General features: G+C 58.3%; 14 protein-coding genes. 2 read left to right on the top strand and 12 right to left on the bottom strand.

Going from position 1 to position 15,072, the window contains the following annotated elements; translation table 11 throughout:
- Positions 1-122 precede the first annotated feature (122 nt).
- The gene (locus ACFFT4_RS19030; RefSeq protein WP_378050361.1) at positions 123-773 is read left to right on the top strand and encodes a C40 family peptidase; all 651 of its coding nucleotides are present in this window, start codon (positions 123-125) and stop codon (positions 771-773) included.
- A gap of 77 nt (positions 774-850) precedes the next feature.
- Here ACFFT4_RS19030 and ACFFT4_RS19025 read toward each other — a convergent pair whose 3' ends face one another.
- Positions 851-1,666: an ABC transporter substrate-binding protein gene (locus ACFFT4_RS19025; RefSeq protein ID WP_378050359.1), complete on the bottom strand. Its 816-nt coding sequence runs from the start codon at positions 1,664-1,666 to the stop codon at positions 851-853.
- Between ACFFT4_RS19025 and ACFFT4_RS19020 the strand changes: the two genes are divergently transcribed.
- Entirely contained in the window at positions 1,665-2,012 is a 348-nt protein-coding gene (locus ACFFT4_RS19020) for a hypothetical protein (RefSeq protein ID WP_378050357.1), read from the top strand. The two genes, ACFFT4_RS19025 and ACFFT4_RS19020, sit on opposite strands and share 2 nt — an antisense overlap.
- Here the strand turns inward: ACFFT4_RS19020 and ACFFT4_RS19015 are convergent.
- From ACFFT4_RS19015 to ACFFT4_RS18965, 11 genes are all read right to left on the bottom strand, one after another.
- Positions 2,007-3,623 (bottom strand): helix-turn-helix domain-containing protein, encoded by a 1,617-nt coding sequence (locus ACFFT4_RS19015; protein ID WP_378050356.1) that lies wholly within the window; start codon positions 3,621-3,623, stop codon positions 2,007-2,009. The genes ACFFT4_RS19020 and ACFFT4_RS19015 overlap by 6 nt on opposite strands.
- Before the next feature lie 101 nt (positions 3,624-3,724).
- A complete protein-coding gene (locus ACFFT4_RS19010) occupies positions 3,725-4,360 on the bottom strand; it encodes an MEKHLA domain-containing protein (protein WP_378050354.1) in 636 nt (211 codons plus the stop codon).
- Positions 4,361-5,960: 1,600 nt separating this feature from the next.
- Positions 5,961-7,037: an NAD(P)/FAD-dependent oxidoreductase gene (locus ACFFT4_RS19005; RefSeq protein ID WP_378050351.1), complete on the bottom strand. Its 1,077-nt coding sequence runs from the start codon at positions 7,035-7,037 to the stop codon at positions 5,961-5,963.
- 20 nt (positions 7,038-7,057) lie between these two features.
- Positions 7,058-8,002: an ABC transporter substrate-binding protein gene (locus ACFFT4_RS19000; protein ID WP_378050349.1), complete on the bottom strand. Its 945-nt coding sequence runs from the start codon at positions 8,000-8,002 to the stop codon at positions 7,058-7,060.
- Positions 8,003-8,091: 89 nt separating this feature from the next.
- Entirely contained in the window at positions 8,092-9,723 is a 1,632-nt protein-coding gene (locus ACFFT4_RS18995; RefSeq protein ID WP_378050347.1) for a helix-turn-helix domain-containing protein, read from the bottom strand.
- A 170-nt stretch (positions 9,724-9,893) separates the two neighbouring features.
- Positions 9,894-10,508: a nitroreductase family protein gene (locus tag ACFFT4_RS18990; RefSeq protein ID WP_378050345.1), complete on the bottom strand. Its 615-nt coding sequence runs from the start codon at positions 10,506-10,508 to the stop codon at positions 9,894-9,896.
- Positions 10,505-11,542, bottom strand: coding sequence for an ABC transporter substrate-binding protein (locus tag ACFFT4_RS18985; protein WP_378050343.1), 1,038 nt, complete (start codon positions 11,540-11,542; stop codon positions 10,505-10,507). Before ACFFT4_RS18985 ends, ACFFT4_RS18990 begins: the two co-directional genes overlap by 4 nt.
- Positions 11,543-11,627: 85 nt before the next feature.
- Positions 11,628-12,773 carry a helix-turn-helix domain-containing protein gene (locus ACFFT4_RS18980; RefSeq protein ID WP_378050341.1) on the bottom strand — a complete coding sequence of 382 codons (1,146 nt, stop codon included), beginning with the start codon at positions 12,771-12,773 and terminating at the stop codon, positions 11,628-11,630.
- Between the two features lie 167 nt (positions 12,774-12,940).
- Positions 12,941-13,813: a metallophosphoesterase family protein gene (locus tag ACFFT4_RS18975; RefSeq protein ID WP_378050339.1), complete on the bottom strand. Its 873-nt coding sequence runs from the start codon at positions 13,811-13,813 to the stop codon at positions 12,941-12,943.
- A gap of 138 nt (positions 13,814-13,951) precedes the next feature.
- Positions 13,952-14,275 (bottom strand): DMT family transporter, encoded by a 324-nt coding sequence (locus ACFFT4_RS18970; RefSeq protein WP_378050337.1) that lies wholly within the window; start codon positions 14,273-14,275, stop codon positions 13,952-13,954.
- Positions 14,276-14,290: 15 nt separating this feature from the next.
- On the bottom strand, positions 14,291-15,070 hold the full coding sequence (locus tag ACFFT4_RS18965; RefSeq protein WP_378050335.1) for an HAD family hydrolase: 780 nt from the start codon (positions 15,068-15,070) through the stop codon (positions 14,291-14,293).
- Positions 15,071-15,072 lie beyond the last annotated feature (2 nt).

Raw genomic sequence — 15,072 nt, 5'->3', positions numbered from 1 at the left:
GCGGCCTTGCCGTATCGGACTTGCGGCCGCGCCGTTGGCAACAATTGTGGGTTTCGCGTTCCAATCCGCCTATGATAGCGTTTAAATACGAGGTTGTGTTTAAAAATGGAGGAGATAACAGCATGAAGAAGCATGTAGCTGCATTATGCGCGGCAGCGCTGCTGGCGAGCGGCATCGGCGCCGTTCCGGGAACGTCCTCGGCGGCTCCAGGGGCGGCGACGGCGAAAAAAACGGAGCTCTCTAATGAAGGTACGGATGCGGGAAGCGCCCCGGACGGCAGCGGCGGCTCGGACAGCGGGACGAAAGAGACCGGGAATACCCTCGCCGCGGTTATCGACAAGGTCATCGCGGAAGGAATGAAGTACATCGGAACGCCTTATTTGTTCGGCTCAAACCGGGGCACGACGGAGACGTTCGATTGCTCCGACTTCGTGCGCTGGATCTATAAGGAGAAAGCCGGCATTGTGATCCCTCTCGATTCCCGGCAGCAGGGCGCTTTCGTGAAAAAGCTCGGCACCGCCAAGTCGGACTGGCACAGCCTGAAACGCGGAGACCTGATGTTTTTCATGACCTACAAAGGCTCGACGGCGGCGGACTATAAAGGTGTAGACAGGTCAACCGAGCGGATTACGCACGTGGCTCTCTACCTCGGGGACGGCAAAATTTTGCATACTTACTCCAACGCCAGCGGAGGCGTGCACGTTCAGGCGTTCGCGGACTCGCAATGGGAGCACCGCTTTCTGTTCGGAGGCAGCGTTCTGACGGAGAAATAGCGGCGGCCGGGTTCACTTAAAGAAACAGGCAGGGGCGTACGCCCCTGCCTGTTTTCTTTGCAACACTAACATTCAAGTTATAACAGAAGATCCTGAACCTGCTGCAGCTGACTCTCAATGGCCAGCGGCGAGTAGCTGAACCACGGATCGGCGCCCACGATGAACACATGACCGTCCTTCACCGCAGGGAGATTTTTCCACAAGGCGCTTTCCTCAAGTTGCTTGAACATCCCCTCTCGGGATTCTTCATCGTAAATGCACATAATAATGTAGTCGCCCGCGTACTCCGGAAGCATCTCCATCGAAATATTTTCAGAATAGAAGTCATTATAGTCAGGGTCCTGCTCCAGCTTGTCACGGATAAGCTCCGGCGGATTCAATCCCAACATCCGATAAAACACATGGCCTATGTTCCTCGCGCCATAAACGCGCAGAGCATCCTTGCCGTAAACCCAAAACATAGCAAATGTGTCGTCCGGCTTGAACTGATCTTGAATCTTCGCCTTAATCTCATCCGCTTGAGATTGCACTCCGGCAATCCACTGCTCCGCCTGCTCCTCCCTGTTCACGACGGCGGCCACGTCCTGCAGCAGCTTATATACATCGCTTCCGGCGAAGGGGACAACGACGGTCGGCGCGATTTTGCGAAGGTTTACGATTTCCTCCGGCTCTTCCTCGCCGGAGACGACGATCAAATCCGGTTCAAGCTCCAGTATTTGTTCCGCATTAACCGTATTGCCCAAGTCGGAGACGCCGTCCATCTTCCCCTTCAGATAATCGGCTTTCATTTCCCACGATCCGGCTCCGATGGGCTTGACGCCCAGCGTCAATAGCACATCGAGAAGGCCCGACGTCACGATCCGCTGCGGATTTACGGGAATTTGCTGCGTCATGCCGGTGGCATCGGTGAAGGCGCGCATGCCGGACGAGCTTTCCGCCGAAGCGCTCGCTGTCGCGGACGCTTCGTCAACAGACGGCGCGGCGCTATTCGCCTCCGAACCGCCCCTGCTGCCGACATTTTCGTTTCCGCATGCGGATGTAAAAGCGGACAGCAGCAACAGTAAAAATAAACCGCCTAACAATGGCTTGCTGTACTTCATGCTTGATCTCTCTCCCTTTAACGACAATGATCATGATAATGATTATCACTATCACCAAGAGAGTGTACAGCAGAAACAGAGTCCTGTATATCCTCGTTTCGGACAGGATTGCGCAAGAAGCTGGCCGATTTGTTCATAGCTGCAGCGCGGAGATCAACACCTTGAACTGTTCCAGAATCGCCCTGTGATTAAACGCCGTGTAGTCGAAATCGGGGCCCAGCCGGATGAGATGAATGCGCCGGCCCAAGGCGACCGCCCGTTCTCTCCACGCCTCCGAGCGCTGCAGCTCGTGCCAGGTCGAAACCGACTTCACATCCTCCGACAGCAAAACGATCATGCGATCCGCTCCATCGAAATTTCTCCACTCCCGATCTATTCGCGTGAATTCCGCGCCGATCCGATCAATGCGCCGCGGCGCCAACGGCAGCCCGTCGAACTCCCCCAATCGAGGGTCCGTCCAGCGATACACCGCCTTCTTGTCGACCATTATAATTAACACCGCTTCTCTCTCCGTCAACCGTCGCAATCCGTCCGCCACAGCTTCGGCTTCCCTCCGGTAGCTGCGAAGCCAGCTTTCCGCTTCCTCTTCCCTGTTCAAAAAAGCTGCCGTCAGGAGAAGATGAGCTTGCCAGCTCTCCGTCAACCACGGCAGAAACAGGGACGGAGCGATCTCCGACAACTGTTGTCTCTCCTCGGCTGTCATAAAACAATCGATTCCGACAATAAAGTCGGGACGAAACAAGCGAAGAGCCTCTCTGTTGGGGTCGTATCGATGACCAAGCGGAACGGTTACATCAAAATGCAATTTGCGGCGGTAGTAATCGGTCCAATACTGATCGATCGGCGCGGCGCGCGGAACGATCTGAAGAGGAAGCAGTTGTCCGATATTGGGCCAGCTGTAGGCGGCTACGCGCAGTTGACGATTTGCGGAGTATTGAGCGGGCGGAACGCCAACCTGTTTTTTGAACATGCGGCGGAGATAGCTTTCGTTCTCGTAGCCGACTTCGCGCGCAATTTCTCCAAGCGGTCTGCCGCTCTCCTCCATTCGGATTTTCACCTGATTAATACGCTGCTCCGTCAAGTATTCGATGGCGCTGACCCCATACGTTTCCTTAAACATGCGGCGGAAATGGCGCGGGCTGACGCTAATCGTCCCGGCCAGCCATTCGATCGTCACATTCGTGTCGAAATGCTGCTCAATATACAGCCTGGCCCATGCGAGTCCGGCCTTTCCGTCCCCGTCCGGTTCCGCGATACAGCCTTGCAGCAAGCTGTAGAACCATTCATGAAAAGCTGCCTGGCTGCGCAAGCGTCCCAGCCAGCCGTCTCCCTGCCAATAACCGAGCATGGACTCGAATAGAGCGAGATCGGTCGAGCTTGGCGTGTAATCCAGCTCTGCGTCGGTCGGGAACAACCTCTCAAGTCCGTACTGCTTTTCCCCCACCGTACCTGCGTCGAACCGGATCACATAAATTCCGCGCTCGTCATGCAAAGTCGCATGAGCCGAGACCTTCTGTCCGGGTACGCAGACGACGGCAGTCCCGGGCTTGAGCGTACGAATACAACCGTTTACGGTCACGAATCCTTCGGCGCTTAGCGACACGAACAGCATATAGGACTCCAGCCTTCGCCATCTGAAAATTCCCCAATAGGCATTCGAATTCCGATCGCGGCGAACCTCGCGCAGCTTAAACCAGCTGTTCTTCAGAACGGCAAGGACCTCCTGCCTCGTTACACCGGCCGTTTTCATTTATCGATCTCCATTCTCTGTGACGAACCCTCGCGCCGACAGATCGCCCCGGCTTGATCGTGGGCGGTCGCGGCTCGTTCGTTCCCGCTTCCGACCTATGGTCAAATGTAGGCCCACTCCGAAAAAACGGCGGCTTGTCCTCTGTAGCTTCCCTGCTCGTCCGTCACGCTCCACAGCAGCACGTTGCGGATTTCGAACCTTCTGCCGCCGCTTGAAATCCGGATGCCGTAGTAGCCGTCGGAATAGCCTTTTTCCTTGGCGTCCGCCAGCAGCTTCTCCCGCTGGGACCGCTCCATCGGCTCGGCGGTCAGGCGCGAGGGCGTCCCCGTGAACTGCTCCCACGTCATCTCCCACAGCTTAAGCGCGGCGGCGTTGCCATAGTTCAGCACCGGATCGGCCTCCGTCCCGTGGGAGAGCAGCACGAACGGCGCTCGGAACAGCGCCGCTGCGGCCTCCTCCGGTTCAGGCACCGGCGTGAGCAATTCGCGTCCCGTCGCTCGACGGTAGCTGTCCAGCAGCAGGCGGGAATGACTTTCGGATGCGGGGACTTCATTCGCCGGCCCCTTCTTGAGCTCACTCGTGAGCCCGTTCGCCGCTTTATTCGCCGGTTCGTCCGTCAACTCATTCGCCGCTTTATTCGCCGGTTCGTCCGTCAACTCGTTCGCCGCTTTATTCGCCGGTTCGTCCGTCAACTCGTTCGCCGCTTTATTCGCCGGTTCGTTTGTCGGTTCAGTCATGGCGTTCGGTCAGCTCCGTTCTTTCTTTACGTTAGTCTCTATCTATTATAGCAACTTTTGTCCGGTAGATAGCTAGGATCAAATCGGAAGAAACCTTGCCGCCGACTCGGGCGCGCGAACAAAAGTATAGCTGACCCATTCGCATACACGAGCAAACGAAACACCCGATGGAGAGGTTTGTGCAACACGAACGGAGGGCGATGTTCTACCGATTCGGTTATCGTCTCTCGAATCGCGTTCAAATGGAGGGCTATGTTCTAAAGAATCGGTCATCTTCTCCCGAATGGAGCTCAAACGAAGGACGATGTTCTACAGATTCGGTCATCGTCTCCCAAATTACGCTCAAATGGAGGGCGGTGTTCTAAAGAATCGGTTATTGTCTCCCGAAATGCGCTCAAATGGAGGACGATGTTCTAAAGAATCGGTTATCGTCTCTCGAATCGTGCTCAAACGTGGCTTGTTGCTCGAAAGAATCGTACATTGGCACACGGGTGAGGTTGTGACGAAAAGCTTTTTTGGCCTGGCAAGCTGATGTGAGTCGGTTGGTCCGCCGCAGGAACAAAGGCAGCACCCTGTCTCCTCTCCTCTCCTCTCCTTTCTCCCCCCTCACGCTGTCCCCTTCCATCAGTCCTCCCCAGCACCACACCTATCTTTCACCCCTTTTGCCGCTATCCCTTTCGGTCAGTTTGTTCTGTCTCTCCTCCTTCATTCTCTGGCCCTTTTGCCGCTATCCCCTCCATTCAGTTCTCGCCATACCTCTCTTACCGCTTTTCGTCCCCTTTTGCCGCTATCCCTTTGAGTCAGTTTGTTCTGCCCCTCCTCTTTCTTCTCTGGCCCTTATGCCGCTATCCCCTCCATTCAGTTCTCGCCATACCTTTCTTACCGCTTTTCACCTCCTTTTGCCAGTATCCCTTTGAGTCAGTTGAGAGTCACGTCCAATTGCTCGCGAATTGCATCCATTCCTCTCGCAATCACCTATCCTGATTTAATGAAACCTAGCGGACGTTCCCAGTCTGGCAGACTGACTCGAGCCTCACGGCAACATTCCTTAAACGGGCTAATTTGCTTCTTTTCGAATGGGCCGAAGCCACCCCCTCATCCTCAAGAATCTCGTTCTTTTTCAGAAAGATAGTCTCAAACTGAATCATGGGGATACCCAGCAAGCTGCTGAACGCTAATTCACCGCCGCGAGGATGAGCAACTGATTAAACGGGATAGCTTATCGCTGAACGCTATAACCAGGTTTCTGAGCTGTCGGGATAAAGACAAACGGAGGATAGGCCATTATCGTTCTCGGAGGAGGCATGCGACCAACCTGACTGGACGGGATACCGGCAAAAGAGCGAAAAGGCACTATGTACATATTCAGAAAACGGTGCAGAAAAACTGAGCGGACGGGATAGTGGCAAAAGAGGCAGAGAACGATAAACCACGCCGCCAGATCTTTATCCGCATTTCACATTGGGCATTTCAAATCGAGCATGCCAAATCGCTCTGGCCAGTTCTCTTGAAATGTTCCGAAAAGGGGAGTGATTGTATCCTGATATTCAAAAAAAGCATCCAGGCCGGAGGAGCCCAGTCCTGAATGCTTCGTCCGCCGCTATCGGGCACCATCGGGAAGACGGGCGCCGAAATGGCGGCCAGGCGTAAGGAACGCCCGATTCCGATCTCTGAACAGATCGTTGTGCGAGGAGACGAACGCCATCTTGTGCGCCTCCGGCTCAATGTGCAGCTTCGCTCCGTTGACAGCGAGGACGGCGTCGTTAAACGCCCCGGCGATCAAGCGCACCTTGGTTCCGTACACGATGCAATCCCCGGCGGCGAAGATGCCGGGAATCGACGTCTCCAGCCGCTCGTCCACGACCGGCCCGCGCTCCCCGATTTCCAGCCCCCATTGTTCGAACGTACTGTAGTCGCTGTTGTATCCGTGGTTGACGAGAACGGCGTCGATGTCGATGTCCTCCTTTTCCCCAGTATGGGAATGGACGATCGTCACGCGTCGAATGGCGTTGCCGTCCCCGTGCAGGCAGTCGATCGCGTACGGGGTGCGGGTTTCCGCTACGAGCTGCATGTCCGACACTCGCTTCTCCAGCGCGCTGAACTCCTCCCGGCGATGGACGACGATCACGCTCGACGCTACCGCAGCCAAATCGATCGCCCAGTCGACAGCAGAGTTGCCTCCTCCGGAGACGAGCACTTTTTTGCCCCGGAAGCTGTTGAGATCCTGAATCGTGTAGTGAAGGTTGGCCACCTCGTAACGTTCGGCTCCCTGAATGTTGAGCTTCTCGATTTGCGTAATGCCGCGCCCGGCGGCGATGATGACCGTCTTCGTGCGATGTCCTTTTCCGTCCGCGGAGACGAGGACGAAGGTGCCGTCCTCCTCCCGGATCAAGCCCCGAATCTCCTGGCCGAGCACTACGGTCGGCTCGAACGTACGCGCCTGCTGCTCCAACCAGGACATCAGCAAATCGCAGCGGATCGGCGGAAGGCCGCCAACATCCCAGACCATTTTCTCCGGATACATGTGCAGGAAGCCGCCAAGCGCGGATTTGGCTTCGATCAGCTTCATCTTCATGTCCCGCATACCGCCATAGAAAGCGGCATACATGCCGGCCGGTCCCCCGCCGACGATCGTCACGTCGTACAGCTCCGGAAGCCGCGAACCGTTGTCGCTCATCTCGGCACGCTCCTTCCCGCTCATGATCCGGTCAGCAGGTCGGCCGCCTGCTCCAGTTGATAGTCGATAGCCAGCGGGGAATAGTTCAGCCAGACGTTGTTGTCGACAAAATGCAGCCGTCCCTCGCGAACGGCGGCAAGATTTTGCCACAACGCGCTGTTCTGAACCTCCTCAAGGAATGTCTTCGACTCCTGATCGTCCGTCACCAGGACGATCATCCGATCCGCGGCGAATTCCGGCAGCTTCTCGAGAGAGATCGATTCATAGACGAAGTTCGGGTCTTTGCCGATCAGATCGGTGATCGGAGCGGGAGGCTTCAGTCCCAGAGAATCGTACAGCACGTAGCCACCGTTTCTTGCCCCGTACACGCGCAGCTCTTTCTGATAAATTCGGTAGACGCCCACCGTTTCGGACTCTCCAGACGATGAGGGGAGCTTATCCTTCGCTTCCTTCGCCTTCCGGTTGTATTCGTCGATCCACGCCCGGGCTTCATCTTCGCGATTCAACGCTTCCCCAACGCGAAGCAATTGATCCCATACGTTCAGTTCCAGAAAAGACACGATGGCGGTCGGCGCGATTTTGCTGTAATTGTCGTAATTCTCGTCATCCAACGTCACGATCAGATCCGGGTTGATCGCGGTCATCCTCTCTTCGTCCGGCGGGTAGCCGACGTCCTCGATGCCCGTCGCGTCGTAGGACCTGCCGGACACCTCGTTCAGCCGGTTCAACGCGTCGATCAGAAAACCCGGCGCCCCAACGGGCTTCTCCCCCAACGCCAGCATATGGGGCAAATACTGCGTCGTCACGACGCGCGACGGCCGCTCCGGAATTTGTTTGTCCCCTTTTGCGTCCGAATAGGTCCGTCCTGCTGCGTTCCCGCCCTGCGCGCCGCCACAAGCGGACAGCGCCATTGCCGATGCCAGCACGACTCCCAGAACGCTTGCTCTCTTGCCGCTGAATAACATGGTGTTGCTCCCCTCCACAATTGATAATCATTATCATTGTCGATTATAGAGGGCGGACGCTCGCCTAACTATATCCGAATCGCTTATGTTCATTTGGACATTCCGCTTATCAGCAGTTCCTTCGCGAGGCCCAACTGCTCCCGAACCGAAAGCGGATCGTACATAAGCCACTTGTCGGGCTCGATATAGTAAAACCGTCTGCGGGGATCGGCCTCCAGCGCTCTCCAGGACGGCGTTCGGCGAAGCCGGCGGAAAAAATCCTCCGTACCGGGAACATCGCGCCGAACCATTACCAGCATACGATCCGCCGCGTAATCCGCCAGCCGCTCTATAGGCACCTCTACGGCGTAAAAATTCCGATCAGACTCGAACAAACGGCGTAAAGCCGGGGGCGGCGACAGCTTGAGCGAGCGGTACAGCGAATAACCGATATTCCGGACGCCGTATACGGAGCATTGGCCGCCGGACACGACCAAGACGCCGACCGTCTCCTCCTCTCCGACGGAGGCGCGCACTCGCCGGCGGGCTTCCCTGGCCGAGGTTTCAAAATCCGCGATCCAGCCGAGCGCCGCTTCCTTCCGATTCACCCACTCGGAAATGGCCAGCATCTGCTCCTGCCAGTCCATCGACATCCACGGAATCGTCAGCGTCGGCGTCCATGCCCGCGCCTTCTCGCGGAACGTTCGCTCCTCCGGGGTCATTTCGTCAAGAAACAGCGACAAGTCGGGCTGCATTCGCTTCAACGCGGCCAATTGCTCGGATTCCGTATCCCCGTATCGCAGGCAGACCGTCCCTTCGCGGTGCCGTGGCCGATCCGCCGGATGAACGAATGCCGCGCTGGGACGAACGTTCAGGGCGACCAGATGGTTCGAAATCGGAAAGGAATATGACACGACATGCTCGCGCGCCTGCTTGCGGTAACGCGTCGGGGAAAGGCCGGTTTTCTTCTTGAACTTTCGGCTGAAGTACCATTCGTCCTTGCACGCCGCCTCCGGGGCTATCCGCTTCAACTCGAGCTCCCCCGCGATAAGCAGTTCCTTCGCGCGGTTGATCCTCAGCGTGTTCAAGTATTCCGACGGACTGCAGCCCGTATATCTCTTAAAAAGCAGGGCGAAGTGGGAGACACTGAAGCCGGCAAGCGACGCGAGCCGTTCCATGTCCAGCGGGAGACGGAAGTGGCGATGGACATAGTCGGCCGCGACGGCTATGCTTGCGAAGCCCGGGTTCGCGAGTCTGACGTTCCGGATCCACCAGAGCACCATCTTCTGTACGAGAATATGCCGTTCCAGCCGCAAACCGCGCTCCTCGTCCGTGCCGAAGTGGGCTAATTCGCCGGCCCAATCGAGCAGCGAACCGGCGGATTCGACGAACGCTCCTGCCGCGTTCCATTCCCCGGCCGCTTCGGATGCCGCCCTGCCTGAGGCCGTAGGGAAAAGCGGGATCGGACGGAACACGACATGCCGCACGTGGAGCACTCCCCCGCTTCCGGGCGATGCGCTTAACCTCGCGGCCGATCCGGGCTTCCTCAGAAACACGCTGCCTTTTTGCACCCTGTAGACGACGCCGGTATCGGCCTCCAGCAGGCCCTCCCCTTCGGCGATTACCAGAAATCCCGGCAGCTCGTGGACGAATACGTCCCCTTCCGTTCCTCCGTTCAAAATGCCGCTTTCGATCGATTCAAACGTATACAAGCGGTCGGAGCTTGTTCCATTGAGGTCCATTCCCGTTCACCCTTCCATTCCCGCGCGATGCCTCTTCGTGTCCCGGTCCGCCAATCGACATGCATCCAAGTTCATCTTTATACTACCAACAGTGATAATCATTATCAATAAACAGAAAATAAAGACGACGCAGGGCATTTCCCCTAGCGTCGCCAAGTTTCAATATTCGCCTACTCTTCAAAACACGTCAGAAGTTGGTCGATCGGCGTGCGCTTCCCCGCGCGGGGAGCGCGATCAAAATAGCCGATATGCAGCGTGCCGACGATTCTCTCCTCCGGCTTCACGCCTACGGCACGATGGAACCGGGGATCCCAGTTGTATTCGTTCGTTTTCCAGACGACGCCGATCCGCCTCTCCCAGGCGAGCAGTTGAAAATTTTGAATCAGCGCGGAGGCGGCGGAGAAGGCGTCCTCCCATACTTTCTGCCGGGGATCCGCGGGAATGACGACGAGCAGATGCGCGGGAATCAGTCGACAGAACTGGTCCTCGAACCATTCTCCCCACTCCGCCTTCGTTTCCTTGTTCAACGTGGACACCATCGCCTCGGCGAACTTTTTCCGGCCATCCCCGCAGAACAGAATGAAGCGCCAAGGCTCCTGGCGGGAATGGAACGGAGCCCACGAGGCCGCCTCCAACAGCTCGATCACCGTCCGCTTGTCCAGCGGCTCGCCGTTGAACTTGCGAACGGTGCGCCGACCGCGAACGACCGCCTCCAGCGCGCTGATTCCCTCCGGCCCTTCGCCGGTCACAGCAGCATCGCGCTCGACTTCTGCCGATCCGGTCACGGCGTTTTGCCGGTCAGCATCGCGGCCATTTCCTTCATCGTTTCCCGAACGGTTACATTATCGGAGTTGTAATACTTGAGCGTGTCCAGAAAATAAACGTCGCCGTTTTTGACCGCCGGAAGCGACTTCCACAGCGCGGTATCCTTGATCGCCTGATATTCGTCCTGATCGTCGCCTTCGCCTGCCACGATCACGAGCATTTTGTCCCCGGCATATTCCGGCAGCTTCTCCAGCGAGATTTCCACCGCATTGGCCCACTTCGCCTTGGCGATCTCTTCCTGCACGGCTTCGGGCGCCTTCGCTCCGAGAGCGGAGCGCAGCGCGTAACCCCCGAAATTGGTGCTGAGATAAATGCGCAGGCGGCCCTTCTGAATGCGGAAGATCGATACCGTCTGGTCGCCGAGCGCCTCCTGAACCTCTTCCCTGACCTGGTCGCGTTCGGCCTCGTAGGCTTTGATCCATTCCGCGGCCTCTTCCGTTTTCCCCAGCGCGTCGGCAACGGTTGTCAGCACGTCGTAGATCGGGTCTTCGAACGCGATGTAGATGACCGGAGCGATTTTCTCGATTTGGGCCATCGCGTCCGGGTAAATCTCGGGCATATACTGTGAGAAAATGATCAAATCGGGCTTAAGATCCAATATTTTCTCCGCGTTCGGCGGATCTCCCACATCGTCGATTCCCGTCAATTGACTTTGGGTAAAGGCGTTTTTCAGATCGTTGGGACCGAGACCGATCGGCTTCACGCCGACGGTGAGCGCCTCGGAGGAAAACTCCGATACGACGACCCGCTGGGGATGAACCGGAATTTCCACCTCGCGGCCCAGGCCGTCCGTGAATAAGCGGGTTTCCGGCGCCGCGGGAGCGGATTCGGCGGCGGACGAGGATGGAGACGAAGACGCGGACGGACCTGTCGTCTCCGCCGACGGCGAGGACGGCGACTGGCTGCAGCCGGTCACCGACGCGAAGAGCAGCAGCGCGGCAAGCGCGAACGCTCCTAAAGAGCGGATGCGAACAAAATCGGGTTGACTGGGCATGTTGACCTCCAAATGATAGTGATTCTTATTATCATTAAAAAGTATAGCCGCTTTCCCCGTCCTTCGCCATGCAGTCATATGACGTTCAAGATGGATTTTTATGCGCTGCGTTCGTCCGGCCGAGCGCCAATTCCGCCACTTCCTCCGCTTGGCTCAGAATGGATACCGGATCGTACGCCAGCCAGCGCCGGACGTCGAGCTCGTAGACGTTCCCCCGCCGAACGGCGGGATATTCCGCCCATATGCGGGTGCTGCGAATCCGCTCCCATAGCGAACGGGTCGCTTCGTCCGGCTGAACGACGACGAACAGATGGTCCGCGCCGTAATGAGGCAGCTCCTCCGGCTCGATCACGGAGGAGTGGTAGCTGGCGTTGATGACGAACTGCTTGCTCAGCTTGTGCGGGGGAGCCAGCCGCAGCGCCTTGTACAGCGGGTAACCCATAATCATGTTCCCGTACACCTGGAGCACCTCCGCGCGAACTCTCAACAGCGCCACCGTCTCCTCGCGGAAATACGCCCCGGCAGCCGCGCGCAGCCCTTCGAGCTTCCGCTCGTAAGCTTCCAGCCATCGCCGGGCTTCCATCTCCCTGCCCAATACGCCGCCAAGCGACGTCAATTGCCCGTAGATCGGATCTTCATTTTCCTTAACGACGTAGACGCGCCCATGCTCCGCCAAAGCCGACGCATGCTCCTCGCTGTGAGAGACGATTAGCTCAGGCCGATGGGATCTAAGCCGGTCCGGGTCGGGCCCCTTCTCCACCGACGGACCGATATCCTGCGTATAGGCGCTCCAATCGGCCAGTTCTCCCTGCATGCCGACCACATGGGCGTCGATCGCGACCGGCTCCACGCCCAAGGCGCGCAGATGGCCGTAATAATCCAGAGCGACCACGCGCGGCACGCTCCTGCGCGGACTGTCCGACGGCGCCGCTCCGGTCACCTTCTTGAACACGCGGCTGAAATAATAAGGATCTTCAAAGCCGACCTGCCTGGCGATTTCCTTGATCGCCAGCGGCGTGCTCCGCAGCAGCTCCTCGGCCCGTTCCACGCGGATTCCGATTAAATAATCGACGGGAGATTGCCCGGTGCGCTTCTTGAAAACGCGGGAAAAATGCTCCGGAGTCAGTCCGGCCTGCTCGGCCAACTGATCTCTCGTCAGCTTCTCCCGCAGATGACGCTTCATATAAAGAATGACAGCTTGGATTTTGTCCCGCGGCGTTTCCTTCCCCACTCCGCCGAGTCCTCCCCGAGGGAACGTGCTTTCCCTCCAGTTATTGAGAATAGTTCTCAATACTATTGTAGGGGAACGGCTCTCTATTTTCAACCGGCGAACGCTCTGACACTCCGACGCTCCGACGCTCCGACGTTCCGTCCCTCATCCTGCATCCTGCGTCTTGCTCAGCCTCTCCTTTTGCCCGGCCGAACCACGAACCGGGCGTCTTCGATCCACGCTCCCCGTTCGAAATCCCTGCCCCGCACCCGCACGCGGTCCGGATAGACCTCCACGTAGTACCCTTGGCTGCCGTCCTTATGCTCGTCGTCGTCCGTCCACAGGTAACCGACCGAAGCCGCGTTGAACATCGCCGGAAGCCGGCCTTCGCCGTCGTAGAAAGCGTAAGGAGCTTCCAATTCCCAATGGGTGTGGCCCGTGAATACGATCGCATGAGGGTGCTTCGTCAGCACTCCCCGCAGCTCCTCGTCCTGCTCCACGCCGTGCCAGCCCTGCGATTCCCGGGAGCCGGCCACCGTATTTCGGAGCGGTTGATGCAGGAAGACGAACGCCGGGCGCCCCGAATCGGCCTCCTCGCCCAGCTTGGCGTCCAGCCATTGCAGCTGTTCCTCCGACAGCGAGCAATACAATTCAAGCCCCTTCTCCGTGCCCAGAAAAAGAAACAGATGCCCCTCTATCCGGTGATCGTGATACGGCCCCGCCATGCCGGTAGCTTCCAGAAAACGCCCCAACCGCGCCTCCCACTTCCCCAACGCAATATCGTGATTCCCCGTCGCGAATCTCGCTTCCGGGAGCCGGTTTCCGTACTGCCGCCAAATCCGCTGCAGCTCCTCGTACTCTTCGGGATAGCCGTGGTCGGTTACGTCGCCGACATGCATAATTCCGCGGCTGTCCGCCGCGTGCTCGGCAATGTCCCGAAGCGCGCGATCCAGATTCCGGTTGTGCGCGTGCTGCGGATCGGCGGTGACGTGCGTGTCCGTGATGACCTGGAAAGACAGCAGCGGACGATCGTCGTTTCCTTCATGCCCGATTGCTTCCATTATCCTCCGAGCCCCCTGTCGAAAATATTTCAATTAACACGTATTCCCCTTGAACATGCCTTCGTATTCTTTGCTTCTTCCCTATGTCTCCTATTTCGTCCCGATAGCCTCTATTCCTCCGCAATGCCCGCCGCTTCTCTAATGTCCTCTGTGGCTTGCGCTCAAACCGACGACCCCGATGACGATGACCGCGATCCATCCGATCGAGGCGAGCGACAGCCGCTCCCCGAAAACGACGAAGCCCGCCAACGCGATCAGCACGATCCCGACTCCCGACCACACCGCGTAGACGACGCTGACCTCCATGTAGCCGAGCGCGAAGTTGAGAGCTGTGAAGCTGAAGCCGTAGAAAACGAACAGCAGCACGGAAGGGACGGTTCGGGTAAAGCTCTCCGACAGCTTCATGGATACGGTGCCCAGCAGCTCCATGACGATTGCCAATCCAAGAAACAGCCATCCCATCTTTATTCTCCCTCCCTACTCTTGTTCCTCTATGGCCAGCTCGCGATAGGAGGACACGACCGCATCCGCGTCGGAAAGCCGCGCCGCGCCGGAGCATCCCGGCTCGGCGATTCCGATCGCGACGGCGGCGCCCGCGGCTTTGGCCATCCGCATATCCCCGTTCGTGTCGCCGATGACGGCGACTTCCGCGCACGACACGCCGAGCTCGCGGCAAGCCAGCTCCACCATATCGGCATACGGCTTGCCCCGTTCCACCCGATCGGTTCCGATGCAGGCTGCGAAACGGTCGCGAATGCCGAGCCACTCCAGCTGCCGAACGGCGGAGACCGTCTCGTCCGCCGTCACGACGGCCAGGGACAGGCCGGCTTCGCGGCAGCGCCGCACGAAATCGAGCGCATGCGGCAGCGCCTTCACCGGACGAATCCGCTCCAGATCGGCGTCGGCTTCGCGGCGGCATTCGTCGGCCAGCACCTTCGCCTCCGCCCAGCTCAGTCCCAGACGGTACCCGTGCCAGGCCAGTATCGTCTGCAGCTCGCCGACCGTTCCCATGGCGAGCGGACCGTTCCGGTCGTAATCTGCGATCGATCCGTCCGCGCCGGTCAACGCGCCCAGCCAGGAACGGGCCTCCTCCGGCAGCGGCGGCAGTTCCCGTTCCCGGAGCCCGGAGGAAAACCGGGCGAGCATTCGCTCGCTCCAGCGCCCCCAGGTGTACATAAAATCGAGCAGCGTTCCATCCTTGTCGAACAGGATCGCCCGTATCGGATAACGAACGCCGCCCGCGATCAGATCCGCCATGT

Origin of the sequence: Cohnella cellulosilytica (genome assembly GCF_042431195.1) — a bacterium.
Lineage (GTDB): Bacteria > Bacillota > Bacilli > Paenibacillales > Paenibacillaceae > Cohnella > Cohnella cellulosilytica.
The sequence above is the reverse complement of the archived record's forward strand: the minus strand, read 5'-3'. Positions and strand labels throughout refer to the sequence as shown.

Coding starts and splice junctions, on each gene's coding strand:
- ACFFT4_RS19030 (WP_378050361.1), top strand. CDS start 123: ATGAAGAAGCATGTAGCTGCATTATGCGCGGCAGCGCTGCTGGCGAGC.
- ACFFT4_RS19020 (WP_378050357.1), top strand. CDS start 1,665: ATGCCGGTGGCATCGGTGAAGGCGCGCATGCCGGACGAGCTTTCCGCC.
- ACFFT4_RS19025 (WP_378050359.1), bottom strand. CDS start 1,666: ATGACGCAGCAAATTCCCGTAAATCCGCAGCGGATCGTGACGTCGGGC.
- ACFFT4_RS19015 (WP_378050356.1), bottom strand. CDS start 3,623: ATGAAAACGGCCGGTGTAACGAGGCAGGAGGTCCTTGCCGTTCTGAAG.
- ACFFT4_RS19010 (WP_378050354.1), bottom strand. CDS start 4,360: ATGACTGAACCGACAAACGAACCGGCGAATAAAGCGGCGAACGAGTTG.
- ACFFT4_RS19005 (WP_378050351.1), bottom strand. CDS start 7,037: ATGAGCGACAACGGTTCGCGGCTTCCGGAGCTGTACGACGTGACGATC.
- ACFFT4_RS19000 (WP_378050349.1), bottom strand. CDS start 8,002: ATGTTATTCAGCGGCAAGAGAGCAAGCGTTCTGGGAGTCGTGCTGGCA.
- ACFFT4_RS18995 (WP_378050347.1), bottom strand. CDS start 9,723: ATGGACCTCAATGGAACAAGCTCCGACCGCTTGTATACGTTTGAATCG.
- ACFFT4_RS18985 (WP_378050343.1), bottom strand. CDS start 11,542: ATGCCCAGTCAACCCGATTTTGTTCGCATCCGCTCTTTAGGAGCGTTC.
- ACFFT4_RS18975 (WP_378050339.1), bottom strand. CDS start 13,813: ATGGAAGCAATCGGGCATGAAGGAAACGACGATCGTCCGCTGCTGTCT.
- ACFFT4_RS18970 (WP_378050337.1), bottom strand. CDS start 14,275: ATGGGATGGCTGTTTCTTGGATTGGCAATCGTCATGGAGCTGCTGGGC.
- ACFFT4_RS18965 (WP_378050335.1), bottom strand. CDS start 15,070: ATGGCGGATCTGATCGCGGGCGGCGTTCGTTATCCGATACGGGCGATC.